25 protein-coding genes, 1 tRNA gene and 1 other RNA gene are annotated in these 25,783 nt (G+C 64.2%); 11 read left to right on the top strand and 16 right to left on the bottom strand.

Going from position 1 to position 25,783, the window contains the following annotated elements; all coding sequences use genetic code 11:
• Window positions 1-89: 89 nt before the first annotated feature.
• From ACZI8Q_RS05005 to ACZI8Q_RS04985, 5 genes are all read right to left on the bottom strand, one after another.
• A complete protein-coding gene (locus tag ACZI8Q_RS05005; RefSeq protein ID WP_463372392.1) occupies window positions 90-1,508 on the bottom strand; it encodes an MFS transporter in 1,419 nt (472 codons plus the stop codon).
• A 97-nt stretch (window positions 1,509-1,605) separates the two neighbouring features.
• A complete protein-coding gene (locus tag ACZI8Q_RS05000) occupies window positions 1,606-2,166 on the bottom strand; it encodes a TetR/AcrR family transcriptional regulator (RefSeq protein WP_463372391.1) in 561 nt (186 codons plus the stop codon).
• Window positions 2,166-2,774: a recombination mediator RecR gene (gene recR / locus ACZI8Q_RS04995; RefSeq protein ID WP_463372390.1), complete on the bottom strand. Its 609-nt coding sequence runs from the start codon at window positions 2,772-2,774 to the stop codon at window positions 2,166-2,168. The genes ACZI8Q_RS05000 and recR overlap by 1 nt, the downstream gene beginning before the upstream one ends.
• A 9-nt stretch (window positions 2,775-2,783) precedes the next feature.
• The gene (locus ACZI8Q_RS04990; protein WP_463372389.1) at window positions 2,784-3,128 is read right to left on the bottom strand and encodes a YbaB/EbfC family nucleoid-associated protein; all 345 of its coding nucleotides are present in this window, start codon (window positions 3,126-3,128) and stop codon (window positions 2,784-2,786) included.
• A 65-nt stretch (window positions 3,129-3,193) separates the two neighbouring features.
• Window positions 3,194-3,628, bottom strand: a complete 435-nt coding sequence (locus ACZI8Q_RS04985) for an SRPBCC family protein (protein ID WP_463372388.1) — start codon at window positions 3,626-3,628, stop codon at window positions 3,194-3,196.
• A gap of 225 nt (window positions 3,629-3,853) precedes the next feature.
• Between ACZI8Q_RS04985 and ACZI8Q_RS04980 the strand changes: the two genes are divergently transcribed.
• Both ACZI8Q_RS04980 and ACZI8Q_RS04975 read left to right on the top strand, forming a co-directional pair.
• On the top strand, window positions 3,854-5,308 hold the full coding sequence (locus ACZI8Q_RS04980) for an FAD-binding oxidoreductase (RefSeq protein WP_463372479.1): 1,455 nt from the start codon (window positions 3,854-3,856) through the stop codon (window positions 5,306-5,308).
• Window positions 5,305-6,609, top strand: coding sequence for a class I SAM-dependent methyltransferase (locus ACZI8Q_RS04975; RefSeq protein WP_463372387.1), 1,305 nt, complete (start codon window positions 5,305-5,307; stop codon window positions 6,607-6,609). Before ACZI8Q_RS04980 ends, ACZI8Q_RS04975 begins: the two co-directional genes overlap by 4 nt.
• Here ACZI8Q_RS04975 and ACZI8Q_RS04970 read toward each other — a convergent pair.
• From ACZI8Q_RS04970 to ACZI8Q_RS04945, 6 genes are all read right to left on the bottom strand, one after another.
• Window positions 6,551-7,276, bottom strand: coding sequence for a DedA family protein (locus ACZI8Q_RS04970; protein ID WP_463372386.1), 726 nt, complete (start codon window positions 7,274-7,276; stop codon window positions 6,551-6,553). The two genes, ACZI8Q_RS04975 and ACZI8Q_RS04970, sit on opposite strands and share 59 nt — an antisense overlap.
• Window positions 7,273-8,718, bottom strand: coding sequence for an MFS transporter (locus ACZI8Q_RS04965; RefSeq protein WP_463372385.1), 1,446 nt, complete (start codon window positions 8,716-8,718; stop codon window positions 7,273-7,275). Before ACZI8Q_RS04965 ends, ACZI8Q_RS04970 begins: the two co-directional genes overlap by 4 nt.
• A 219-nt stretch (window positions 8,719-8,937) precedes the next feature.
• Window positions 8,938-9,588 (bottom strand): MerR family transcriptional regulator, encoded by a 651-nt coding sequence (locus ACZI8Q_RS04960; protein ID WP_463372384.1) that lies wholly within the window; start codon window positions 9,586-9,588, stop codon window positions 8,938-8,940.
• Between the two features lie 159 nt (window positions 9,589-9,747).
• On the bottom strand, window positions 9,748-11,916 hold the full coding sequence (locus ACZI8Q_RS04955) for a 3-hydroxyacyl-CoA dehydrogenase NAD-binding domain-containing protein (protein WP_463372383.1): 2,169 nt from the start codon (window positions 11,914-11,916) through the stop codon (window positions 9,748-9,750).
• Between the two features lie 28 nt (window positions 11,917-11,944).
• Entirely contained in the window at window positions 11,945-13,159 is a 1,215-nt protein-coding gene (locus tag ACZI8Q_RS04950) for an acetyl-CoA C-acetyltransferase (RefSeq protein ID WP_463372382.1), read from the bottom strand.
• 148 nt (window positions 13,160-13,307) lie between these two features.
• Entirely contained in the window at window positions 13,308-15,503 is a 2,196-nt protein-coding gene (locus ACZI8Q_RS04945; protein ID WP_463372381.1) for a DNA polymerase III subunit gamma and tau, read from the bottom strand.
• 182 nt (window positions 15,504-15,685) lie between these two features.
• Between ACZI8Q_RS04945 and ACZI8Q_RS04940 the strand changes: the two genes are divergently transcribed.
• Window positions 15,686-16,984 carry an ammonium transporter gene (locus ACZI8Q_RS04940; protein WP_463372380.1) on the top strand — a complete coding sequence of 433 codons (1,299 nt, stop codon included), beginning with the start codon at window positions 15,686-15,688 and terminating at the stop codon, window positions 16,982-16,984.
• Between the two features lie 26 nt (window positions 16,985-17,010).
• On the opposite strand, the gene ACZI8Q_RS04935 is transcribed toward ACZI8Q_RS04940, so the two are convergent.
• Complete coding sequence (locus tag ACZI8Q_RS04935; protein WP_463372478.1) at window positions 17,011-17,592, bottom strand: HhH-GPD-type base excision DNA repair protein; 582 nt, start codon at window positions 17,590-17,592, stop codon at window positions 17,011-17,013.
• 165 nt (window positions 17,593-17,757) lie between these two features.
• On the opposite strand from ACZI8Q_RS04935, the gene ACZI8Q_RS04930 reads away from it, so the two are divergent.
• From ACZI8Q_RS04930 to ACZI8Q_RS04920, 3 genes are read left to right on the top strand one after another with little or no spacing between them, the layout of a single operon-like run.
• Complete coding sequence (locus ACZI8Q_RS04930) at window positions 17,758-18,069, top strand: hypothetical protein (protein WP_463372379.1); 312 nt, start codon at window positions 17,758-17,760, stop codon at window positions 18,067-18,069.
• Window positions 18,070-18,078: 9 nt separating this feature from the next.
• Window positions 18,079-19,509 (top strand): sensor histidine kinase, encoded by a 1,431-nt coding sequence (locus tag ACZI8Q_RS04925; protein WP_463372378.1) that lies wholly within the window; start codon window positions 18,079-18,081, stop codon window positions 19,507-19,509.
• 2 nt (window positions 19,510-19,511) lie between these two features.
• Window positions 19,512-20,177 (top strand): response regulator transcription factor, encoded by a 666-nt coding sequence (locus ACZI8Q_RS04920; RefSeq protein ID WP_463372377.1) that lies wholly within the window; start codon window positions 19,512-19,514, stop codon window positions 20,175-20,177.
• A gap of 75 nt (window positions 20,178-20,252) precedes the next feature.
• Here ACZI8Q_RS04920 and ACZI8Q_RS04915 read toward each other — a convergent pair whose 3' ends face one another.
• The 3 genes from ACZI8Q_RS04915 to ffs form a co-directional block, all read right to left on the bottom strand.
• Window positions 20,253-20,630 carry a hypothetical protein gene (locus ACZI8Q_RS04915; protein ID WP_463372376.1) on the bottom strand — a complete coding sequence of 126 codons (378 nt, stop codon included), beginning with the start codon at window positions 20,628-20,630 and terminating at the stop codon, window positions 20,253-20,255.
• 190 nt (window positions 20,631-20,820) lie between these two features.
• Window positions 20,821-22,110, bottom strand: a complete 1,290-nt coding sequence (locus tag ACZI8Q_RS04910; RefSeq protein WP_463372375.1) for an aminotransferase class I/II-fold pyridoxal phosphate-dependent enzyme — start codon at window positions 22,108-22,110, stop codon at window positions 20,821-20,823.
• 44 nt (window positions 22,111-22,154) lie between these two features.
• Window positions 22,155-22,249: signal recognition particle sRNA small type (gene ffs / locus ACZI8Q_RS04905), an RNA gene on the bottom strand.
• 141 nt (window positions 22,250-22,390) lie between these two features.
• Here ffs and ACZI8Q_RS04900 point away from each other — a divergent pair.
• The 3 genes from ACZI8Q_RS04900 (at window position 22,391) to ACZI8Q_RS04890 (ending at window position 23,846) form a co-directional block, all read left to right on the top strand.
• Entirely contained in the window at window positions 22,391-22,882 is a 492-nt protein-coding gene (locus ACZI8Q_RS04900) for a hypothetical protein (protein ID WP_463372374.1), read from the top strand.
• Window positions 22,883-22,941: 59 nt separating this feature from the next.
• A tRNA-Ser gene (locus tag ACZI8Q_RS04895) sits at window positions 22,942-23,029 on the top strand.
• A gap of 73 nt (window positions 23,030-23,102) precedes the next feature.
• Window positions 23,103-23,846 carry an ATP-binding cassette domain-containing protein gene (locus tag ACZI8Q_RS04890; protein WP_463372373.1) on the top strand — a complete coding sequence of 248 codons (744 nt, stop codon included), beginning with the start codon at window positions 23,103-23,105 and terminating at the stop codon, window positions 23,844-23,846.
• Window positions 23,847-23,848: 2 nt separating this feature from the next.
• Here ACZI8Q_RS04890 and ACZI8Q_RS04885 read toward each other — a convergent pair whose 3' ends face one another.
• Window positions 23,849-24,349, bottom strand: coding sequence for a COG4315 family predicted lipoprotein (locus ACZI8Q_RS04885; protein ID WP_463372372.1), 501 nt, complete (start codon window positions 24,347-24,349; stop codon window positions 23,849-23,851).
• A 66-nt stretch (window positions 24,350-24,415) separates the two neighbouring features.
• On the opposite strand from ACZI8Q_RS04885, the gene ACZI8Q_RS04880 reads away from it, so the two are divergent.
• On the top strand, window positions 24,416-25,225 hold the full coding sequence (locus ACZI8Q_RS04880) for a helix-turn-helix domain-containing protein (RefSeq protein ID WP_463372371.1): 810 nt from the start codon (window positions 24,416-24,418) through the stop codon (window positions 25,223-25,225).
• Complete coding sequence (locus ACZI8Q_RS04875; protein ID WP_463372370.1) at window positions 25,222-25,776, top strand: TIGR03086 family metal-binding protein; 555 nt, start codon at window positions 25,222-25,224, stop codon at window positions 25,774-25,776. The genes ACZI8Q_RS04880 and ACZI8Q_RS04875 overlap by 4 nt, the downstream gene beginning before the upstream one ends.
• Window positions 25,777-25,783 lie beyond the last annotated feature (7 nt).

Below are 25,783 nucleotides of genomic sequence, written 5' to 3'. Positions count from 1 at the left end.
CGGCCGGATCTCTGCTTCACGAGTTTTCTCTGCTCACAGGTACTTTTTCCTCGTTCCGCATTTTTGATGCTACAGCAGTGTGATGTGCATCACAAGTCTTGGTCGGACGTAATTTTCTCGGACCGCTTCCCCGGCAGTGCCAGGCAAGCCACGAACACGACGACCGCCAGTACTGCGCAGACCAGGTAGGCAAGGGTGAATCCACTTGCGGTGCTGAAATGACTGCCGGCAACGAGGTGGGACGCCAGGATCGTCGCGACCACGGCACTGCACACGGTACTGCCGACCGTACGCAGGAGCACGTTCACGCCGTTCGCCGCCGCCATCATTCCCGCTGGTACCGCACGCACGATCAGGATCGACAGTGTGCTGTACACCAGCGCCGTCCCGATCGCGGTCACGCCGAGTGTGGCGATCACTGCCCACAGCGATTTGCCGGCGACCGAGTGGACGGCGTAGCCGACCGTCAGGACAGTCGCACCACACATCATCGTGACCTTCGAACCGAACCGCTCCGTGATCCACACCCCGACCTGCGCGAAGACGATCATCGCGATACTCGGCGGGATCTGACACAGCGCCGCCTGCAGGATCGTCAGGTCGTAACCGGCGCCGCCGTCCACGGACGGCGTCTGCAACAGCTGAGTGGTGATCAGCGTGTTTCCGAAGAACGCGAACCCGACCAGCAGCGCCACGACGTTGGGGATGAGAACAGCTCGCCGCATCGACACTCGAAGATCGACCAGTGGGTTCTCGTTCCGCCACTGGTGAAACCCCCACAGAGCGAAGAGCACCGCGGCCGTTGCGAACAGGGACAGAATCGCCGGACTCGACCAACCCCAGGTACCCCCCTGGGTCACCGGAACCAGCAGACACACGAGCGCCGCGGCAAGGCCTACGGACCCGACGCCGTCGAATCGGCCGGACGAGCCGACCGGAGATTCTCGGACGTAGATCGCGGTGGCTCCGATGAGTACGACCCCGATCAGCGTCGTTACGACGAACAGCATGTGCCAGTTGGAGTATTGCGCGATCGCCGCGGAGAACGGCAAGCCCAGGGCAGTACCGAACCCGAGAGTGGAGCTCATCATCGCGATGGCACCGTTCACCTTGTGCGGTGGCAGTTCGTCACGAAGCAGCGAGACGCCGATGGGGATGACAGCCGCACCCGCACCTTGCAGTGCGCGCGCGGCGATGAGGACTGAGATGTCGGACGAGACGGCGCACAGCAGCGAACCCACCGTCATCAACACGAACGCCGTGAGCAACATGCGCTTCTTGCCGTACATGTCCGCGAGCCGACCGAAGATCGGCGTGATCACAGCGCCCACGAGAAGCGTGATGGTCACCATCCACGACACGGCGAGCTGACTGGAGTCGGTGAGCCCCGGCAGCACCGGAAGCAGAGGCACGATCACCGTCTGCATCACCGCGTAGAAGATCGCAGCGCCACACAGGATCGGGAAGAGAAATCGCGACCCGCCGTCGACTGGCTCGTCGGTGTTCACGTCCGGACGCTCGATCGTCTCCAAGAAACACCGCCTGCCGTCTGTGGTAAATGAACGTTCACCACAGTAGGTGAATAATCGTTCACCTTGCAAACGATCAGGTGGCCTCGCCGTCCAACAGCCGCTGCACCAGCGGTGCGTAGTACGCAACCACGTCCTGCTGCGAACCCGCACCCTGGTTCAGCATCATCCGGCGGCGCATCATCGCAAGCCCCATCACCATCGACAACGCCAACTCGGCACGCAATCGCACGTCAGGGCCATCAAGACGCTGCGCAAGGCCATCGATCATCTGACTCGAATAGTTCTCACGCAGCTTCGCACCCGGCTCCTCGCCGGCACCACTCATGATCAGAATGTTCATCGACAGCGGCTTGTGAGACTCGAGCGATCTGGTGAACAACCTCACCATGCGTTCCCCCAGGCCCTCCAACGGGCCGTCGAACACCATCGCGGCGGCCGCCCGGAAATCCACCAGCTCGTCGAAGAGCTGCTCCTTCGAGCCGAAGTACTTGATGATCAACGGGGCACTCACCCCGGCATCATCCGCGATGTCCTTGAGCGTGATCTCCCGGTACGGGCGGGTGGCGAATGCCTTGCCCGCCGAATCGACGATCAGCGCACGCGTCTCGTCGGCAGTGCGCTTGGGACTGCTCACTACAGCTCCCGACGACCGGACAGGGCGCGGCCCAGTGTCAGTTCGTCCGCGAACTCGAGATCACCACCCATAGGCAGCCCGGACGCCAACCGCGATACCGTCAAACCAGGAAAATCGCGCAGCATCCGGACCAGATACGTTGCGGTCGCCTCACCTTCGGTGTTGGGGTCGGTTGCGATGATGACCTCGGAGACATCGACGCCGTCTTCCTGGTTCCCGATGCGCGCCAGCAATTCCCTGATACGCAGCTGATCGGGGCCGACACCGGACAACGGATCCAACGCGCCGCCGAGCACGTGGTATCGCCCTCGGTACTCGCGAGTACGCTCGACGGCCTGCACGTCCTTCGGCTCTTCGACGACACAGATCAGTGTCCTGTCACGGCGCGCGTCGGAGCAGATCCGGCACGTCTCCTTGTCGGAGACCGTGCCGCACACAGTGCAGAACTGCACCCCGTCCCGCACCTTCTGCAGTGCATTCTGCAGCCGGTCGATGTCCGGCGGCTCGACGCTGAGCAGGTGAAACGCGATGCGCTGCGCACTCTTCGGTCCGACGCCGGGAAGCTTTCCGAGTTCGTCGATCAAGTCCTGGACTGGACCTTCGTACACGTGCGGCCTCTAGATACCGGGGAGGCCGGGGAATCCGCCTCCGCCGCCCATACCTCCGGCGAGCGGGCCGAGCTTCTGCGCGGCGAACTCCTGCGCCTTGCCGGATGCATCAGCGATTGCGCCGATGACCAGATCCTGCAGCGTCTCGACGTCGTCCGGGTCGACCACCTTGGGGTCGATGTTCAGGCCGACGACTTCACCGGTGCCCTTCACCGTGGCGGTCACGAGTCCGCCGCCGGCCTGCCCGGTGACTTCCGCCGCGGCCATCTCCTGCTGGGCGGCCATCAGCTGCTCCTGCATCTGCTGAGCCTGCGCCAGGAGCTGCGACATGTCCGGCTGTCCGTCTGGTTGCACTGATGTGGTCCTCTCGAGGATTCGTCCAGGTGGGTGGTGTTCGTGCCAGCGTAGCCCGTGGCCGATCAGGCCAGTTCGGCCTTCAGGTTCTCGAGCACCTGAGCCTGGATCTTCTTCAGACCGAGCGGAGCGAATGTCTTCTCGAAGAATCCGCCGATGCCGCCTGCGCCCTTCCATTCGGTGTGGGTGGTGACGGTGGATCCGGCACCACTCGGCTCGACCGACCAGGTGGTGACCAGCGACGAATTGGCGTCGGTTTCGGTGATCGTGTTGTCGGCAACCGTCACGGTGGCCTTGATGTCACGCGACCGCTTCTCGGTGGCTTTCAGAGTCCACTGCGCCACCGTGCCGTTGCCCTGGCCACCCTCCAGAACCCGGTAATCGAGGTACTGCTCGGACAGAATGCGGGGCCGCACGACCTCGTAGTCGGACAGGGCAGCAAGCGTCTTCTCCGGCGTTGCTGAGACTGTGATGGAACTGCTCGCGCTGACCTGACCCACTGTGAAACTCCTCGGCGTAAGAACTCTGCGATAACTAGCGAACGTCACCATCCTGCCTGTCGATGCCGACAACTGGCGAAGGCTCGACTCACGTTCGTGAGGTAGGTCACTTTCCTGAATCGAACCTGTGAGTTGTACGCGCCGCTCATGATTTACCTAGCCGGAACAACACTTCGGGGTTAGCGTTGTGGTGTGGCTGACTCTTCGGTCGAACTCATGAAGAAGATGCGGGCGGGGCGAGGACAACCCAGCCGTGTCCGCCGAGACACGCCCGAGAGCGGCATCGCTGCTCATCGGGCGGGGGTTTCGCGCCTCCTCGCGTCGTATCGGGCGATCCCGCCGGATGCGAACATCCGCTTGGCGAAGAAGACATCCAATCTGTTCCGGGCCCGCGCGAAGAATTCTGCGCCAGGCCTGGACGTGTCGGGGCTGGGCGGCGTCATCTCGGTCGACGCCGAGGCACGTACCGCAGACGTATCCGGGATGTGCACCTACGAAACCCTGGTCGACGCAACACTGCCGTACGGTCTCGCCCCCTTGGTGGTCCCCCAGTTGAAGACGATCACTCTCGGCGGTGCGGTCACCGGCCTCGGTATCGAGTCCACGTCATTTCGCAATGGCCTTCCCCATGAGTCGGTACTCGAGATCGACGTACTCACGGGCGACGGCGACATCATCACAGCACGCCCCGACGGCGCGCACACCGAACTCTTCTGGGGCTTCCCCAATTCGTACGGCACCCTCGGTTACTCGACTCGGCTACGTATCCAGCTCGAACCCGTGAAACCGTATGTGGTCCTTCGCCACCTGCGATTCGATTCACTCGGTGAACTGCAGTCGACCATGGATCGAATCGTCACGGAGCGCGCGTACGAGGGGATCGCCGTCGACTATCTGGACGGCGTGGTCTTCACCGCCCACGAAAGCTATCTCACGCTCGGACAGCAAACCGACGACAGCGGTCCCGTGAGCGACTACACCGGTAGCGAGATCTTCTACCGCTCGATCCAGCATGCGTCGATCAATCATCCGAAGACTGACCGACTCACCATTCGTGACTACCTGTGGCGCTGGGACACCGACTGGTTCTGGTGCTCACGGGCCTTCGGTGCACAGAACCCGAAGATTCGTCGATTCTGGCCGAACAGCCTGCTGCGCAGCAGTTTTTACTGGAAGCTGATCGCCCTGGATCACCGCTGGAACATCGCCGACCGCATCGAACACCGCAAGGGCAACCCCCCGCGCGAACGCGTCGTACAAGACGTCGAGGTACCCATCGAGCGCACCGCCGATTTCGTCCGCTGGTTCCTGGACGAGATCCCGATCGAACCACTGTGGTTGTGCCCATTGCGTTTGCGTGAACCCGCTCCCGCAGGCGCGTCGTCCGCGCGTCCGTGGCCGCTCTACCCACTCGAGCCGAAGCGCACCTACGTGAACATCGGATTCTGGTCGTCGGTGCCCGTGGCAGCCGGCGAACCGGAAGGTGCTGCAAACCGTCTGATCGAGAACAAGGTCAGCGAATTCGACGGTCACAAATCGCTGTACTCCGATTCGTTCTACTCACGTGAAGATTTCGAACGCCTTTATTACAGTGGCGATCTCTACGCGAACTTGAAACGACGCTACGACCCCCACGTCCGGTTGTTGGACCTCTTCTCGAAGGCGGTACAAAGACGATGACAACGTTGAAGAGCCCTCGTACACAAGAACACAGACTTTCCATCGCGGAGATTCTGGAAACCCTCTCCGGCGGAATGCTTCCGCTACGATTCACCGCTTACGACGGCAGTTCCACGGGACCCGAAGATGCCCCCTACGGACTTCATCTGAAGACGACGAGGGGCACCACTTACCTCGCCACTGCACCGGGTGATCTCGGTATGGCGCGCGCCTACGTCTCGGGTGACATGGAGGCTGTCGGCGTTCATCCCGGCGACCCCTACAATCTCCTTCGCGTCATGGGCGACGAGTTGCACTTCCGGCGACCATCCGCCCTCACCCTTGCCAGTATCACTCGCTCGCTCGGTTGGGATCTGTTGCGTCCCATCGCCCCTCCACCGCAGGAGCATCTGCCGCGCTGGCGTCGGGTTGCCGAGGGAATTCGCCATTCGCGCACCCGTGATGCCGAGGCGATCCACCACCACTACGACGTGTCGAACGCCTTCTACAGGCACGTACTCGGACCGTCGATGACCTATACGTGCGCGTGTTACGACAACGCAGAACAAAGCCTCGAACAAGCGCAGGAGAACAAGTACCGTCTCGTCTTCGAAAAACTCGGTCTGCAAGCCGGCGACCGACTCCTCGACATCGGCTGCGGCTGGGGCTCCATGGTCCGCTACGCGGCACGCCGAGGTGTGAAGACCATCGGCGTGACGCTTTCCCAGGAGCAGGCCGAGTGGGCGCAGAAAGCCATCGCCGATGAAGGTCTGTCCGATCTGGCCGAGGTACGGTTCTCCGACTATCGAGACGTAGCCGAAACCGGATTCGATGCGATCTCGTCGATCGGACTCACCGAGCACATCGGTGTCGGAAACTACCCCGCCTATTTCTCCTTCTTGCGTGACAAGTTGCGTGAAGGCGGAGTGCTCCTCAATCACTGCATCACCCGACCCGACAATCGCAGCCAGACGAAGGCCGGCGGGTTCATCGACCGGTACGTGTTCCCGGACGGTGAGCTAACCGGGTCCGGACGCATCATCTCCGAGATTCAGAACGTCGGCCTCGAGGTACGGCACGAGGAGAACCTGCGCGAGCACTACGCACTGACCCTCGCCGGCTGGTGCAACAACCTCGTCGAGAACTGGGATGCCTGCGTGGAAGAGGTGGGCGAAGGCACCGCCCGGGTGTGGGGCCTCTACATGGCCGGGTCTCGCCTCGGCTTCGAGCGCAACGTCGTTCAGCTTCACCAGGTAGTCGCCGTCAAACTCGGACCCAAGGGTGAAGCCCACCTACCGCTGCGGCCTTGGTGGCAGGCATAGGTGGCTCCGCCGCCTGTGAGTGGCTGGCGAGCTCGGGCTCATGCGGCCGGTTCAGGCGCATGCCGATACGTATTGTGGTTGTCACCACCAGCACAGCCCCTACCGTCACGAGGACGATGCGTCCGGCCGAGTGCTGACCCGCAACTGCGCCAACGGAAACCAGCGCAGCGGCCCACACGAGGGCCGCAACCGCGTCGAGAAGCGCGTACCGGGCACGCGTGAGTGGTGAGGTTGCAAGCAATCGTGGCATGACCGTGCGCAGCCCTCCGAACATCCGACCTGCAACGGCGCACCACTGCGCTGACAATGCGACAAGCGCAATAGCTCTCGCTCGCACTCTCGCAACCGTTGGAAACACGGACTCCACGAAGGGTGGAAGAACTCGACCGTCGACCCTACGCGCACGCCCGAACGCGAACTGCGCACCCACCGTCGAAGCCACCGCCGAAACCAGAACCGCCCATGGCACTTCCACCACGTCTGCCGAGGCCAGCACTCCGAGGGTCAGCGGCACACTGCCACCCGGAAGAACGAGGCCCACCAGCATCCCTGACTCGACGAACAGGACACCGGCGGCAACCGCAAGCACCCAGCCGGGCGGAACCTCGGCCCATCCGCCGCCCACGAACGCATCGACCCGACCAACGAATAGCCACAGCGTGTTCATGATCTCGATGTCCGGCTACCGGCCGGCACGCGGGTTGTCCCCACAGCCGGGACGCGCCTGGGGTCGCGGATGAGGAGTCCTAGGAAACTGCCCGCCAGGCAGACCACGACGCCGAGCCACAGCGCGGGTTGGAGGCCGGCAACGAAGGCGTCGGCAGTCGGCAAATCCTCGCCGGCGGCGTCGAGGTATGCGTGGGTGAAGACGGTGGTGAGCACGGCCACGCCAAGCGCCCCACCGAACTCGCGTACCGTGTTGTTCACCCCGGATGCCTTGTTGTGGTCGGAGTCGTGCACTGCGCTGATGAAGGTGGCGGGGTTAGCCGCGAACACCATGCCCATGCCGATCCCGGCGAGGGTCATCGAGGGCAGGATCGCTGAATAGGAGAGGCCTGACTCGACGATGAGGGCGATCCACCCCATGGCAGCGGCCTGAAACAAGAGCCCGATGGCCTGGAGGATTCCTCCGCGGCCGAACCGGTCGATGATCGCGGTGGTAATCGGCACCACGATTACCGGCGCTACAGTCCAGGGCAGGGTCCGTATACCGGCCTCCAGTGGGGTGTATCCCATCGGACCCTGAAGGTACTGGGCGAGGAAGAAGATAGATCCGAAGATGCCGAAGTACATGGCAAAGGCGATACCGTTGCTGAGCATGAACGCCCGGGAGCGGTACATCTTCGTCGGGATCAGTGGATTCGGGCTCTGGCGCTCGTTCCACACGAAACTGGCCAGAAGGAGAACAGCGACAATCAAAGCAAGCCGGGTCGCCGGCTGAGTCCAACCCTGTTCGGCTGCGCGGACGATGCCCCAGACCGCCACGACTACTGCGCTCACGCACACCATCAGGCTGGGCACGTTGAGGTTTCGGTCCTCTCCTCGACTCTCCGGGAGCGCCCACAGCACCAGCGGAATCGCGATCAGACCGAAAGGGACGTTCAGCCAGAAGATCCAACTCCAATTCAGACCTTCGGTGACGAGGCCACCTGCCAGCGGGCCGACAGCGATTCCGATCCCGTTGACGGCTCCCCACACTCCGACCGCCATATTGCGCTGCTCCTGCGCGACCGAAGCCACCGCGAGCGTGAGCGACACCGGTAGAATCAGGCCGGCGCCGACGCCCTGCACGGCGCGGGCGAAAACCAGCCAGTCGACCGACGACGCCATCGCGCACGCCATCGATGCAGCAGTGAAGAGCGCGATGCCGGCAACGAACACCCGGCGGCGTCCGACGCGGTCACCGAGCACCGCACCTGCCAGCAGCGCCCCCGCGAAGGGCAGTGTGTACCCGTTGACCACCCACTGCAGTTCAGCCTGGGTGGTGTCGAATTCTTCGGCGATCGTGCGCAGGGCCGTCGTCACGACCAGGTTGTCCAGGGCGCCCATGAACATCGGCAACGATGCGGCTATGAGCGCCCACAGCACCCCACGGCCATCGGTGGTCATCGGATACGTCTCCTCAGTCGTCCGGTGGGATGCGGTTCGGTCTCATCGGCATCCACAATAGATTTCATAACTATCGATAGTAAAACTATCAGTTGTTGGGTCAAGATGCACCAAAACGAGAGATGCACTGCGTATGAACGTCGGTCAGCAACGTCCCCGACTACATGACCCCTTATGGAAGAGGCGCTTTCGGCGCAACGAACCACACGTGCGTCGCAACTACCCGGTGTTCCGACCTGCGATTCGTCCGGACGCGTCCTCCTGTGCAATGCGGCGCAGAGCGGCCATGGCCGCGTCACCGAGCACAGTGCCCAGCAGAGCCCCTTCCACTTTGTCGTCTACCGTCGGCATCTTGGAAACAACATCGAGCTCCGCCGTGGCCAGCCGACCGGCCGCATCTGCGTAGACGTCCAACAACGTCAGCAATTCACCCTGCCCGAGCGCCCGGTACGTCGCGACGATTTGGACCAAACTCTTCCAACCCGGGTTCGACTCCCCCAGTGAGTCCTTCTTCAGTTCCCAGCCGTGCCTTTCCACCAAGGCGTCCACTTCGCGCGCGGCGAGCTGCCAGTCTTCCTCGTCGCCGCGGTCTTCGGTGCGGCTCACCGCAGCTTGGGCCAGTCCGAGCATGCTGTGCACGCTGGTTCCGGGAGCGTCGACCTGCGCGAGGACCTCACGCGCGTCCGCAACGGACATCTCACCCACCTCCAAGAGCGCACGGATCAAACGGAGCCGACGGACATGGGCGGCCGCATAGGAGACCTGATTCGGGCTTGTGCGCTCCCCCGGTGGCAGCATGCCCTCGCGGGTGTAGTACTTGATCGCCGACACGGAAACACCACTCTGCCGCGACAGTTCGCCGATACGCATTCGTTCAGGGTATCCATGTCGCGTCCTCACCAGAGAAGGCGTGGCCAGACAGCGAAAATCCCCAGGCCTGTGAGCGAATCACAGGCCTGGGGACAACTTTCACTGCGAGTGGGTCGCGAGTCCCTACACTCGCAAACCAGTCACAGGCCGCGGAGGCGCCTACTTCAGGGAGGCGGGCGGTGTGAAGCGCTCACCGTACTTGGCAGCGAGTTCTTCGGCACGCTTGACGAAGCCTGCCTGGCCACCTTCGTAACCCTGGATGTACTGGTGCACACCACCGGTCCACGCCGGGTAGCCGATACCCATGATGGAGCCGATGTTGGCGTCCGCGCTGGTCATCAGAACACCCTCGTCGAAGCACTTCTGCGTCTCGATGGCCTCGATGAACAGCATGCGCTCGACCAAGTCCTCGAACGGAACGGTGTCATTCCCCGTCGCTCCGCTCGCCCCGGTGAGTTCCTTGGAGCCGAACTCCTCCCGCAGGCCCGCCCACAGGCCGGTGCGCTTGCCGTCCGCGTAGTCGTAGAAGCCGGCGCCGCCGAGCTTGCCCTTGCGGTCGTGCTTCTCGACGAGTGCATTGATGACGTCGCCCGCCGGATCCGCCGGAAGCTCCTTGCCCTCTGCCTCGGCGGCCTCCTTCGACTCCTTGCGGATCTTCTGCATCAGCGTCAGGTTCAGCTCGTCCGAAAGCTGCAACGGTGCCGCCGGGTAGCCGGCCTGCAATCCTGCCTGCTCGATGGTGGAGGGCTCGATGCCTTCCTTCAACATGCCGATGGCCTCGTTGATGAAGGTACCGATGACACGTGAGGTGAAGAAGCCGCGCGAGTCGTTGACGACGATCGGCGTCTTGCGGATGGCCTGCACGTAGTCGAACACGCGGGCCAGCGCCTCGTCAGACGTCTTCTCACCGCGGATGATCTCCACCAGCGGCATCTTGTCGACGGGCGAGAAGAAGTGGATGCCGATGAAGTCTTCCTGCCGCTTCACACCAGTGGCGAGACCCGTGATGGGCAGCGTCGAGGTGTTCGAGCCGAGCAGCGCCTTGGGATCGACGATGTCCTCGATCTCCTGGAACACCTTGTGCTTGAGCTCCTGGCTCTCGAAGACGGCTTCGACGACGAAATCGACACCCGCGAAGTCTGCGGGGTCGGCGCTCGGCGTGATCCGATCGAGCAGCGCCTTCGACTTCTCCTCGGTGGTCTTGCCACGCGAGAGAGCCTTGGCCTCGATCTTCTCCGAGTAGTTCTTGCCCTTCTCGGCAGCCTCGATGTTGACGTCCTTGAGGACGACATCGAAGCCCGCCTTGGCGGATACGTAGGCAATACCGGCGCCCATCATTCCGGCACCGAGCACGCCGACCTTCTTGATGGTGGTCTTCTCGATGCCGTCCGGCCGCGACTTTCCGTTGTTGATCGACTGCAGGTCGAAGAAGAACGCCTGGATCATGTTCTTCGCGACCTGGCCGGTGACGAGGCTGGTGAAGTACCGGGACTCGATCAGCAGGGCGTTGTCGACGTCGACCTGCGAACCTTCCACGGCTGCGCCCATGATGGCGCGCGGCGCGGGCATGGGCGCACCCTTGAGCTGCTTGCGCAGGTTTGCGGGGAAGGCCGGAAGGTTGGCTGCGAACGCCGGAGTGGCCGGGGTGCCGCCGGGGATCTTGAACCCCTTCTGGTCCCAGGGCTGCACACCGCCCTCGGGGTTGGCCTTGATCCACGCCTTCGCGGCAGGAACCAGTTCTTCGACCGAACCGACGACCTCGTCGATCAGTCCGGTTTCCTTGGCCGCTGCCGGTCCACGCTGCTGCCCCTGGAGCAGCACGCCCATGAGGGCGTTCTGCAGTCCGAGCATGCGCACGGTGCGCACCACACCGCCGCCGCCGGGCAGCAGGCCGAGTGTGACCTCGGGGAGACCGATCTTGACGCCCTTCACGTCCGCCGCGATGCGGTGGTGCGTGGCGAGGGCGATCTCGAGACCGCCGCCGAGCGCGGCACCGTTGATCGCGGTGACGACCGGCTTGCCGAGTGTCTCGAGGCGACGCAGGTCTGCCTTGACGTTCACGCTGCGGGTGTGGATCTCTTCTGCGTTCTCCGGACCCACCTTGATCATGCTCTTGAGGTCGCCACCGGCGAAGAAGGTCTTCTTACCGGAGGTCAGCACGACGCCGGTGATGGAGTCCTTCTCGGCCTCGAGCCGGTCGACCGTCTCCTTCATCGAGTTGATGTAGGAGTCGTTCATGGTGTTGGCGCCCTGGTTGGGGTCGTCGATGGTGAGAACGACGATGCCGTCGGCGTCGCGCTCCCAGTTGATGATGTTCTGCTCGCTCACTGTTTCTCGTCTCCTGTTCGTGTGAGCGTCAGACGCGCTCGATGATGGTGGCGACACCCATTCCGCCGCCGATGCACAACGTGATGAGGGCGTATCGGCCGCCGCGACGCTCGAGCTCGTCGACCATCGTTCCGGTGATCATCGCGCCGGTCGCGCCGAGCGGGTGGCCCATGGCGATCGCGCCGCCGTTGACGTTGAGCTTCTCGTCCGGGACATTCATGTCCTTCTGGAATTTGAGGACGACGGAAGCGAACGCCTCGTTGATCTCGACGAGATCCATGTCGTCGACGGTCAGGCCAGCAGTGGCGAGCACCTTCTTGGCGGCCGGGGTGGGCCCGGTGAGCATGATCGTCGAGTCGGCGCCGCTGGTTGCGGTCGCAACCACGCGGGCACGCGGGGTCAGGCCCGACGCTTTACCGGCCTCTTCGGTGCCGACCAGAAGCAGCGACGCGCCGTCGACGATGCCGGAGCTGTTGCCGCCGTGGTGAACGTGGTTGACCTTCTCTACCTGGTGGAACTTCTGCAGTGCCACAGCATCGAAGCCACCCGCTTCGCCGATGCCCGCGAACGACGGCTTCAGACCGGCGAGCTTTTCGACGGTAGTGCCGGGACGCATGTGCTCGTCGTTGTCGAGGATGGTCAGGCCGTTCATGTCCTTGACCGGCACGATCGACTTCGCGAAGTAGCCGCCGGTGGTCGCCTTGGCGGCCAGGTCCTGCGAACGCGCTGCGTAAGCGTCGACGTCCTCGCGGCTGAAGCCCTCGATGGTGGCGATCAGGTCGGCACCGATGCCCTGCGGGACGAAGTAGTTGTCGTAGTTGGTGGCCGGGTCCAGTGCCCATGCGCCGCCGTCGGAGCCCATCTTCACGCGGGACATCGACTCGACGCCACCGGCGATGACCAGGTCGTCCCAGCCGGAGCGCACCTTCTGCGCGGCGGTGTTCACGGCCTCCAGTCCGGAGGCGCAGAACCGGTTGAGCTGCACGCCACCGACGGTGTCGGGCAGTCCGGCAGCGGTGACGACGCCGCGGGCGATGTCGCTGCCCTGGTCACCGATCGGGGTGACGACGCCAAGCAGCAGATCGGAGATGCGGTCTTCGTCCAGATCGGGGTACCGGACGCGCAGCTCGTCCACCAAGCCGATGACCAGGTCGATCGGCTTGACCGAATGCAGTGAACCCGTCTTCTTGCCGCGCCCACGCGGAGTGCGGATGGCTTCATAAATGAATGCCTCTGTGGTCACTTGAGGTGTTCCTTCCTGAATTTGCGTCGACGCCGACCGTGCACACGGCGTACTACCCGGGGAATAGACCCCGACACGAACACTCTAGAACGTGTTCCAGAAATAGGGGAAGGACCGAACCGATCGAAGATCGTGACCGCGATGATCCTCAGCCCTCGATCTTCTTCGCTCCGAGCATGTCGTGGAGCAGTTCGAGCGCCACGTCTTCGGGGTCACGCCTCGTGGTGGGATCGGCCGGCTCCGCGGCTTCGGCGAACATCTCGTCTTCGTCTTCCGGCGTGGAGGCCGGCGGTGTCGCCTCGTAGTCCACGGGTGCGGGGCCCGGGTCGTCCGGATAGTCGGGCGCTTCGGGGGGTGGAATGTCGTCGACGGGTGAAGCAGCGCCGGCACCCGAGTGCGCCCCGCCGTTGCTGGACGCCGGGCTTCTTTCGGCCGGCGGTGTCGGTGCGGACCGTTCTTGACTCGGACGCGAGAACCTCGGTGTACCTGCCGGACGGGGAGGTGCCGCACTCGCACGAGGTGTCACCTTCGCCGGTGCCGGCGCGTCGACACCGGGCAGGTATTCCACCTCCCACGTTCCTCCGAAGTGGTCGGCGAGAACCTCGCAGATGACACGGGCATTGTGCGGCTGCACGATGCGCGCGCCCAGCCCCGGCGTGGGATGCGCGAGGAGCACCTTGCTGCCTTGAACGTCGTACACGGTCGCAGCGGAGAGCATGGCCGGAAGAATCTTGTTTCGTTCACCGACCTTCACACGCAGCGTGTTCCACGCCTCGCGCACGGCACCGACATCGGGCCCCGCCGCTGCCGGGACATTCGCCGCTGGGACAGCTTCAGGTGTCGATACCGCCGCCGAAACCTCGGGGGCAGCTTCGGGCTCCGGCGGCACAGGGTCGGGTTCCGGCGTCGGCTCGGGTTCCGGCGTCGGCTCAGGTTCCGGAGTCGGCTCAGGTTGCGAAGTCGGCTCAGGTTGCGAAGTCGGCTCAGGTTCCGGCGTCGGCTCGGGTGCCGACACGGGCGCAGAATCCGGTTCGGGCCGCGACGCTGCTGACTCTTCGGCCGCCTTCCGTGCGGAAGGCCTCTGGAACTTGAGTGGCACGTCGGGAATCGGCGTCGCGGCAGCCGCAGCGGCCGGGCCGGTTCCCGAGGTGGGGGCACCCGTGGGCGACGAAGCCGCAACAGCACCAGCCGGCGGTAGCCCTCGCTCGACGCGCTCGAGGCGTTGCAGTACTGCCGACTCCGCATCGGATGCGGAAGGCAGCAGAAGCCGTGCGCACACCACTTCGAGAAGTAGGCGTGGCGCGGTTGCTCCTCGCATCTCCCCCAGCCCGGCATGAACGACCTCGGCATACCGTGTCAGCGTGGCGGGACCGATGCGCCCGACCTGCTCACGCATCTTGTCGAGAACGTCAACAGGTGCGTCGACGAGTCCTCGCTCGGACGCGTCAGGGACGGCCTGCATCAGGATGAGATCGCGCAGCCGCTCGAGCAGATCGGACGCGAATCTGCGCGGATCGTGGCCTGCGTCCATCACCCGTTCCACGGTCCCGAACAGCGCCGCACCATCGCTGTCTGCAAGGGCATCGACGGCGTCGTCGAGCAGAGAGGCGTCGGTGACCCCGAGCAGTGCGAGCGCCCGCGCGTAGGTGACGCCCTCGTCGACAGCGCCCGCGAGCAACTGGTCGAGGATGCTCAGCGAATCACGTGGCGAACCGCCGCCGGCCCGGATGACCAGGGGGTACACCGGATCCTCGACCGGCACACTCTCCTGAGTGCACACCTTCTCGAGCAGGCCACGCATCACCGGTGGTGCGAGCAGACGGAACGGATAGTGGTGCGTACGCGACCGGATGGTGGGCAGCACCTTCTCGGGCTCGGTGGTCGCGAAGATGAAGATGAGGTGTTCCGGTGGCTCCTCCACGATCTTGAGGAGCGCATTGAACCCGGCCGTGGTGACCATGTGCGCTTCGTCCACGATGAACACCCGATAACGGGACTCGGCCGGCGCGTAGAACGCACGATCACGCAGCTCACGTGTGTCTTCCACACCGCCGTGGCTGGCCGCGTCCAGCTCGGTCACATCGAGATTGCCCGGCCCTCCCGGCCCGAGCGCTACGCAAGACGCGCAAGCACCGCACGGTGTGGACGTCGGTCCTTCCACACAGTTGAGTGACCGCGCGAGGATGCGCGCCGACGACGTCTTGCCGCAGCCGCGGGGACCCGAGAACAGGTAGGCGTGATTGATGCGCTTCGAGTCCAGGGCGGTGCACAGAGGTTCGGTGACATGCTCCTGCCCCACCACCTCGGCAAACGACGCAGGTCGATACTTCCGGTACAGGGCCACGCGCCAAAGACTACCGGCGAGCTCCGACAGCAAGGCGAGGGTGTGGACTCACATCCCAGCAGGTGCCGGTGTGCCGATTGCGTAACACGCTCGCAACTTCCGGGCAGCGCAGGCGAAACGGTTCGGCGTCATCGTGACTTTCTGCGCACGGCGACCACTCCGTGCCTGTGAGGAGAAATTTCGTGCACGCAATCGACCCCGGAGCTACCGCGTGGCTCCTGATCAGCACCGCACTGGTACTGCTCATGACGCCCGGGCTCGCCCTGTTCTACGGCGGCATGGTCCGATCGACGGGCGTACTCAACATGATCATGATGAGTTTCGTCGCAATCGCGCTGGTGACGGTGTCCTGGCTTTTCGTCGGATACAGCCTGGTGTTCGGTGAGGACATCGGCGGCATCATCGGCGGCCTCGAGCACTTCGGGATGGCCGGTATCGACCCCACGGCGGTGCACGGTCAGGTCCCCGAACTGTTGTTCGCGACCTTCCAGCTGACCTTCGCAATCATCACCGCAGCCCTCGTCAGTGGTGCGATCGCCGACCGCGCCAAATTCTCCGCCTGGATGATCTTCGTGCCGATCTGGGCGTTGCTCGTCTACGCGCCCGTCGCGCACTGGGTATGGAATCCGAACGGCTGGATCGCGCAACTCGGTGTCCTCGATTACGCAGGTGGCCTGGTCGTGGAAATCGTCTCCGGCGCATCCGGTCTGGCGTTGGCGCTGGTCCTGGGGCCGCGACTCGGTTTCAAGGCCGAGTCGATGCGTCCCCACAACCTACCGTTGGTGCTGCTCGGTGTCGGGTTGCTGTGGTTCGGGTGGTTCGGATTCAACGCTGGGTCCGCTCTCGCCGCAGACGGCATGGCCGCCGCGATCTTCCTCAATACCCTGGTCGCCGGCTGTGCGGGTCTGCTGGGCTGGTTGCTGGTCGAGCAGAAGCGGGACGGGCATCCGACCACCTTCGGCGCTGCATCCGGTGTGGTTGCCGGTCTCGTCGCCATCACACCGGCGTGTGGCACCGTCAGCATGACCGGTGCGCTCGTCGTCGGCGCCCTGGCCGGCATCGTGTGCTCGTTCGCGGTCGGTTGGAAGTTCAAGTTCGGGTACGACGACTCACTCGACGTCGTCGGAGTCCACCTGATCGGCGGGGTGGTCGGCACGATTCTGATCGGATTGCTCGCCACCGAGATGATGACCGGTGGGGCTTCGGGGCTGCTGTACGGCGGTGGGTTCGTCCAGTTGGGCAAGCAGATTCTCGCGGTGATCGTGGTGGGTCTGTATGCATTCGCGGCCAGCTACGGAATCGGCAAACTGATCGATAAAACCTTCGGTTTCCGAGTGAGCGCCGAGGACGAATCGGGCGGAATCGATTTCGCGCTGCACGCCGAGACCGCCTACGAACACGGCGTTCTCGGGCACGGCCCCATCGGAGGCCAGAAGCCGGGTCCGTTTCCGCACCTGCTGGAAAAGCCCGCCGACGACTGAGCCGCACGGAGAACTGGGCCGACCGACTACTTCTTCGCCTGCTTGGCGGCCGCCTTCGCGGCCTTCTTGAACTCGCGGACCTCGAGCAGACTCTTCTCGTCGACCACATCGGCGATGGAGCGGCGGGCGCCGTCGTCGCCGTAGGCTCCGGCGGCCTCACGCCAGCCGTCGGGCCGAACGCCGATCTGTTTGCCGAGCAGTGCGAGGAAGATCCGGGCCTTCTGGTCCCCGTACCCGGGCAGCGCCTTAAGTCGCTTCAACACGTCCTTGCCGTCCGGGTTGCCGGCCGTCCACAACGCCTCGACGCTGCCGTCGTAATGCTCGACGAGGAACGCGCACAGCGATTGGATGCGTCCGGCCATGGACCCAGGAAAGCGATGCACTGCCGGCGTCTGCGCGCACAGTGCCGAGAATTCCTCCGGGTTCATGGACGCGATCGTGTTCACGTCGAGACCGTCGAGCCGGTCGCGGAGCTTCTTGGGCCCGAGGAAGGCTGTTTCCATCGGAACCTGCTGATCGAGGAGCATTCCGATCAGCAGCGCCAGCGGATCCTCGGCCAGGAGTGCGTCCGCTTCGGGGTCACCTACGAGGTTCAACGTGAGCGCCATGGCCATCATCTTGCCACCCTGCCCCTCTCCCGCCCCGACCAATGTCGCACGCGTTCTGCTCACGCGAACCGGGGTGACATCGGGCCGAGGCCGGGGAGACGGAGAATGAGAAAGTTCTCATCTTCGTGCCATCACCGGGCAAAGGTGAGATGAGAGAGTGCCCTCATGAGAATTGCCTGGATCGTGGGTGCCATCGCCGTCGTGGCGGCCGCGATCGTCGGTGGCGCGGTGTGGCTGACTCTCGACACCACGTCGAAGAACGAACCGGTTCCGCCGGCACCGATCGTCGCGCCCGCAGTGCCGGATGTTCCTGTACCGGACGTGAACGCTCCCGCACCTGCTCCGCCTCCGGCCGCACCACCGGACGAGGGCATTGTTCCCCCGCCACCCATCGACGACGATCATGACGACCATGACGACGGTCCCGACGACGACGGTCCCAATGACGATGGTCCCGACGACGACATGGACGAATGAGGTGCGTGCGTGAAACTTCGCGCCACCAGCGCCCGAACCAGGATCATCGGGTGGGTGCTGCTGTTGGTTCTGTGCTCGTTGGCAGTCGTCACCTTGGTCACCTGGCTGTTGATGAACCGTGCGACCGATGAGCGGATGCAAGGATCCCTCCGTACCGAGATCGCGGAATTCACCACGCTGACCGAATCCGGCGTCGACCCCGCGACCGGCGCGCCGTTCGCCACCGTCGCGGACGTGCTGAAGGTGGTGATCACCTACAATCTTGCGCGCCCGAACGAGAAGTTCCTGGGGTATGTGGACGGTGTCTTCCAGTTCCAGAGCCGTCAGCAGGCACCGGTGAAACTGGCCGAGGATCAGGCGTTCACCGACCTGGTCGGCTCCATCACCGAACCCCGTGAGGGTTCCTACGACAGCGGCGCCGGCGAAGTGCTCTATCTCGCCGTCCCGGTGTCCTTGGAAGGGCAAGCCTCCCAAGGTGTCGTGGTGGCCGCATACTTCGCCGACCAGGAACGAGAAGGCGCCGACGAAACCGCACGCCTGATGCTCATCGTCGGCGCTGTCACCTCCCTGGCGGCAGCGGGGGGTGCCTGGGTGGTCGCGGGCCGCATTCTGGCTCCCGTTCGCGACATCGCCGAGACGGCGCAAACCATCACCGATACGGATCTCTCCGGGCGGATTCCCGAATCCGGATCAGCGCGGGGCGACGAGATCTCGACCTTGGTGACGAGCCTCAACGCCATGCTGGACCGCGTGGAGACCGGCGTGCGCGGGCAACGACGATTCGTCGACGACGCAGGACACGAACTACGAACACCGATCACCATCGTCCGAGGACATCTGGAGGTGGTCGACGCTCACGACCCCGACGATGTTCGGCAAACGATCGCGCTGGTGGACGACGAACTCGAGCGCATGAACAGGATGGTCTCGGATCTGCTGCTGTTGGCGCGGGCCGAGCAACCCGAGTTCGTTCGACGCGAAGAGGTGGACGTGGCTGTGCTGTCGGCCGAAATCTACGACAAGGTCACCCGACTCGCCGATCGAGAGTGGGTGCTCGAGACGTACACGTCGGTACACGCGATGCTCGATCCGCAACGGATCACCCAGGCGATGGTGGCATTGGCCGACAACGCAGCCCATCACACATCGGACGGGGATCGCATCGGGATCGGATCCCAGTTGTCGGACGGGGAGATCCGATTCTGGGTCACCGATACCGGACCGGGGGTTCGGCCCGAAGACCAGGAGATCATCTTCGACCGCTTCGCACGAGGAAGTTCGGCTGCCGGGCGCTCCGACGGTGCGGGTCTGGGGCTTTCGATCGTGCAGGCCATCGCGAACGCCCACGGCGGACGAGTCACGTTCGGCAGCGCGCCAGGACGGGGAGCGAACTTCACGATCGCCGTACCGGCGGCACCGTCTACCGGAAGGATCGAGTAACGATGAGCCGAATACTGATCGCAGAAGACGAACCGCGCATCGCGTCGTTCATCGAGAAAGGGCTGCGAGCCCAGGGATTCGCCACCGAGATCGCGGCCGACGGCGTGACGGCGTACGGGCGCGCCCGTAGCGGTGAATACGACCTCGTCGTCCTCGACATCGGCCTTCCCGAGATGGACGGGTTCGCCGTGTTGAAGCTGTTACGTGCAGACGGGGCGGCTGTGCCCGTGATCGTACTGACCGCACGGGACAGCACACACGACGTAGTCGCCGGTTTGGAAGGTGGCGCCGACGACTACATGCCCAAACCGTTCCGCTTCGAAGAATTACTTGCGCGAATCCGGCTGCGGCTGGGCGGCGAACGGTCTGTCGACGCCACGGTCCTCCGCAGCGGTGGACTGTCACTCGATCTGCGGACGCGACGCGCGACCGTCGGCGACACCGTGGTGGACCTGTCGGCGCGCGAGTTCGCGGTGGCCGAAACGTTCCTTCGGCATCCGGGGCAGGTGCTCTCCCGAGAACAACTGCTGTCCCGAGTGTGGGGTTACGACTTCGACCCCGGCTCCAACGTTGTGGATGTCTACGTTCGCTACCTGCGCGGCAAGATCGGCCCCGAGCGTCTGGAAACCGTGCGCGGCATGGGTTATCGACTGGTCGAGAAGGACTGACCCTCGACTGCCACCAAAGGGAGCCCCGCCCCGGGCATCACCGGTGCGGGGCTCCCGACGGGAAGAGCTGAGCGATCAGTCCTCGAGGTCGTCGTCCCGGGCATCGTCGTGATCGTCTTGGTCATCGTCGTCATGCACGTCGTCGTCATGCAGATCGTCGCAGCGATCGTCCCATGCCTCGTATGCGTCTTCCACCGAATCGGGGACCGTGTCGTCCCAGTCCTCGAACCACTCCGCACAGGTCGCAGGGTCGACCGGCGCGGCGACGTCAGTGGGCTGAGAGACGTCGTTGGCGGGTGCGGGGCTCTGCCCTTCAGTCGGGCTCTGAACTGCGATGGACGCGGGCGCAGCAGGGGCGTCGTCGTTGTCGTCGGCGAATGCAATCCCGGTGGTCCCGAGCGCAAGGGTGGCGGCCGCGATTCCCGCGACGGCCCATTTTTTGTCGAATCCCATGATGGTCTCCTCGTTCGATGATGCGGTGCGCTTTCCTTTTCGCACACACCACATTCGTCAACGAAGATGACGCATTCAGGAGACGATCATGAGGGAGTTCTCATCCAACCCCTCCATCTCCCCCGACGAATGTCACACCCGTTCGCGTGAGCTGAACGGGTGTGACATTCGTCGGGGAAGGTGGGGGAAATCAGTCGCGGAGAGACATCTCGGTCGCCGCCAACAGCACGCAGGTGGCGACGCCGTCCATAGCCGTTGCCAGTTCGTCCGTCGACGGGAAACTGGGGGCGATGCGAATGTTCCGATCGTCCGGGTCGTTCTTGTAGGGGAAGGCGGAACCGGCTGCGGTGAGCGCGATTCCGGCATCCTTGGCCAGCTCGATGACACGCTTGGCGGTGCCGTCGATCACGTCGAGGCTGATGAAGTAGCCACCCTTCGGCTCTGTCCAGGAAGCAACCTTCGACGCACCGAGTCGGTCTTCGAGAATCTTCAGCACCAGCGCGAACTTCGGCGCCAGCAACTCCCGATGCTTTTCCATGTGCGCCCGAACACCGTCCGCATCCTCGAAGAATCGGAGGTGACGGAGCTGGTTCAGCTTGTCCGGCCCGATGCTCTTCTTGCCGAGGTGGCTCTGGTACCAGGCGAGGTTGTCGGAGGAGCTTCCGAAGAAGCTGACGCCGGCACCCGCGAACGTCACCTTCGACGTGGACGCGAAGACGTACGGACGGTTCGGGTGCCCGGCTTCCGCAGCCATTCCGAGAATGTCGAGGGCCGGTGCCCTCTCGCCGACGAGTGGATGCACCGCGTAGGCGTTGTCCCAGAACAGGCGGAAATCGGGTGCGGCCGTCGGCATCGTCGCCAGTGCGTGGGTGACCTCTTCGGAGTAGACGACGCCGGTGGGGTTCGAGTACGTCGGTACCGCCCAGAGCCCCTTGATCTGCGGATCGGAGGCGACAAGGTCCTCGATGACATGTACATCCGGGCCGTCCGGGTTCATCGGGACGGTGATCATCTCGATGCCGAAGGACTCGGTGATCGCGAAATGTCGGTCGTAGCCGGGAGCCGGGCACAGGAATTTGACCTTCTGTTCCTTGGCCCAGGGCTGCGGAGAATCCGGGTTGCCGTGCAGCAATGCGAACACGACGAGGTCGTGCATGATCTCGAGGCTCGCGTTGTTGCCGGCCAGGAGATTGTCGACCGGAATGCCGAGCAACTCGCCGAAGATCGCGCGCAGTTCGGGCAGACCCGTGAGTCCGCCGTAGTTGCGGCAGTCCGTTCCTTTCCCGTCGCGGTAGTCACCGTCACCGGGAAGCGAAAGCAGGCCCGACGACAGGTCCAGTTGCTCCGGTGACGGCTTACCTCGCGTCAGATCCAATGTGAGCTTTTCCGAAAGGAGCTGTGTGTAGTTCGCAGTCTGGCGCTCATGCTCCGAGCGCAGCTCGTCTTGGCTCATCAAACCGATCTGGGTTTGGCTAGGCATCCGTGCGGCCTTTCACCGACGTGACGGGGTCGGGTATGCGAAAAATAAGGGGACCCCGCGCACCCGGCAGAGCCCATTGACCCTTGCTGCCTTCCGGCCCTGGGGGAGTTCACAGGATGCGCGCCGCGCGGGATCCACCAACGAGTGTAGACGGACCCCCAGCGGCCGGTGGCAGGTGCCCCGCTCCCCGATCTCCGGGACCTCCTCGGTGCTGTCGGTCTTCAACTATCCGAGTGCTACCGTCGCCCGGCATCAGCTGTTCAGAGTACGGGGATTTCACATGAAGATCGTCAAGACAGTGCAGGTAGCGGTAGCAATAGGCGCACTCACGATGGCCTCGGCCTGCGGAGGAGACACAGACGTGGACAGCTCGGGTCCCGTTACCTGGGACGGCGCCGACCCATGCTCTCTCGCCACCTCCGACACGATCGAGAGCCTCGTCACACCCACCCCGGAAGAGGGCGTTGCAACCGATTCGCCGGGGCGGACCAGTTGCCTGTGGGGTAGCCCGGAATCGTTGAACACGGTGACAGTCACGCTCGCCGCACTCCCCCGGTCGATCAAACCGCTGCACACCGTCACCGTCGGCGGTATCACCGGGCCCGTGCTGGCGGAATCCAAGTACCACTGCATTCTCGAGCTCCAGAGCGATTCCGGCGTGCTGGCTGTGGAGGCGAAGTTCGGTCTCGACGCCGCCATCAACCCCGACACGTCCTGCGACCGCGTTCTCCCCCTCGCCGAGCAGGCCGTTAAGGAGCTGCGCTGGGCCTAGAAACCGGTCCGAGCAGCCCGTTTAACGGTACGGCGCCGCTTTTGGGTATGCTCCTACGCGGAGGATTCGCCTAGTGGCCTATGGCGCTCGCCTGGAACGCGGGTTGGGTTAACGCCCTCAGGGGTTCAAATCCCCTATCCTCCGCCACAGGGAAGCCCCCGATCGGATTCGTCCGGTCGGGGGCTTCTCGCATTCGGCGCACGCACGGGAAGGCGACCGCATGACGACCGCTGAACTTCGTGGACTGACTGTCCACATCGATACCGGCCGATGGAGTGCAACAGTGCTGGAAGCGGTGAACCTGCTCGTACCCGAGGGACAGATCACCGCTCTCCTCGGCGAATCCGGGTGCGGCAAATCCATGGTCGCCGCAGCGTTGACCGGTCTATTGCCCAGTACGGCACAGAGCACGGGGCAGGTACTCGTCGACGGCGCGCCCGTGGACAGCCGGCTTCAGTGGCATCATTTGCGCGGCCGCACCGTCGGGCTTTCACCACAGGAGGGCGTGAGCGCCTTCGATCCCGACGACACCGTCGGCGCGCAGCTGAGGTCCCTGGTACGCCGCCACCGGAAATGGAGCATCGACCGTGCGTGCGCGGCGACCCGCTACCCCACTGACACTGCCGACCTGTACCCGCACCAGCATTCGGGTGGGCAAATCCAGCGCGCCGCCCTTGCCGCCGCACTGCTACCCGCGCCCGACATTCTCATCGCCGACGAGCCCACTGCGTCACTCGACTCCGAAACCAGGTACCGGATATGGGACACCCTGCGTAGATACGCCGACAGCGGTGCGGCCGTACTCGCCATCACGCACGATGTCGGCGCGCTCTGCGACACCGGCGTTGCCGACCACATGGTGATCATGCGCCGCGGGCAAATCACAGTCTCCGGTGCCGCGACCGAAATACGCAGGCTCGATGATCCGTATGTGCAAGGATTCTTCCGAGCGTTCGGACAGTAGCCTCACCCCTCGGTTTCGAAGATCGGGTTTCCCGCCGGGTCGAGCACCCACCAGATGCTTCCCACGTCCTGTCCGTGCACGTCACCGGGCTGCTTGTCCTGCTCGTAGCGGTACAGCGGGCGACCGTTGACCGTCACCTGGTAAGCATCGCCCGTCGCGGGAATCGTCCCGATTTGCGCCTCTATCCCGTCGGCCTCCGGTGTCTCGGTCAACGTGGTGACCCGTTCCCACGTATCGAGGCAACTCTCGTCGCACGAACTGACCTCGGAGCGCGGATTGTCGTTTCCGAACACATACATGGTCATTCCGTTGGCGTCGACGATGATGTCACCCAGTTGTGTCGGCGCGACGCCCAACGCCATCTTCCCTGCTGGGGCGGGCTCGGCGGCACTCGACTCCTCGACATCGAGACTCCTGGCGCCCTCGTTCATCGGGTCGTACTCGCAACTCGGCAGAATCATCGCCACAGCCGCCAGAGCGGCCAACACCCACTTCTTGGTCATCACACTCCCCGTTCGGTTCGGTCTTCGATGGCGGCGTGTCGGAGGTCGTGGCTACGCTCGATCACCATGGCCTGGTACACACCGACGCCCGCGGCCCCGGATCTCGCAGACACGCTGGTGTGCGCGTGGGAGGCGCGGCCAGACGGTAAATGCCTTCTGGTGCCGGACGGCTGCATGGACGTGTTGTGGATTCGTGGCGTCGGCATTCGAGTGTGTGGTCCGGAAACCACTGCCTGGTCGTTCACGCTGCCACCGGGAACGGAGTCCGTCGGCATCCGTTTCCGTCCGGGTGCGGCTACTCACCTCCTACGGACCCCCGCATCGGATATCCGCAACATTCGGGTCGGCCTCGCGGATGTGCTGGGGTCCACCTGGGACCGATTGCTCACCGACCAGATCGAGAATGCCCCGAATCCGGCCGCCCGAATCATTGCGCTGGAGGACGGCGTGCGACGGTGGCGCACCCGCCACGACGCACCCGACGGACTGGTCGAGAACATTCGCGGCGCGCTCTTCACACGCTCGTGGGGTGTGGCCGAACTCGCGGACGCCGCATCGATCACCGAACGACAACTGCAGCGCCGCTGCAACGACGCATTCGGATACGGTCCCGCAACGCTTCGCGGGATACTCCGTCTGCAACGATTCATGGCCGCCGCACGGGCGGACACCGGCAACGGGCTCGCCGATCTCGCCGTCTCGACCGGGTACAGCGACCAGGCCCACCTGTCACGCGAATGCCGGCGTATCACGACGCTCACCCCCACCGCGCTGCTCGCCACCGCGGCACCGGACTGGCACGGCGAAGCATTCGTCGTCGATGTCGGAAATGTTCAATCGCACATGCCCACCTCGAGAGCAGAATCAGCAGCATGACAACCACATCTGCTGCGAATCACTACCGCGAACTGGCCGCCAAGTTCACCACTCGAATCGAAGCCGTCCCTGCCGACAGGTGGGAAAACGTGTCACCGTGCGAGGGATGGACCGCACGTGACGTGGTTCGCCACGTCATCGACACGCAACGTGACATCGTGACCGTCGTCGGACTCGAACTCGAGCAGGGCCCGTCGGTCGACGACGATCCGCTCGGCGCATGGATCACCACCCGCGATTCGATGCAGAGCATTCTCGACGACCCTGCGCGCGGTGGACGCGACTACGACGGACACTTCGGCCGTACCACCCTCGCGGCCACCGTCGACGGGTTTCACTGCTTCGACCTCGTGGTTCACGGGTGGGACCTCGCCCGTGCCACCGGCACCGACGAGACCATTCCCGTGCCGGACCTCGAGTGGGTCGAATCGGTCGCAACGTCGCTGGGCGACAACATCCGGATGGCCGGTGTGTGCGGACCGGCAGTACCGGTGTCCGGTGATGCGGATGCACAGACGAAGGTTCTGGCGCATCTCGGGCGCAGCGCCTGAGCGCGTA

This window comes from Rhodococcus quanlei (assembly GCF_055231015.1).
This window is presented reverse-complemented; position numbering and strand designations above follow the sequence as displayed.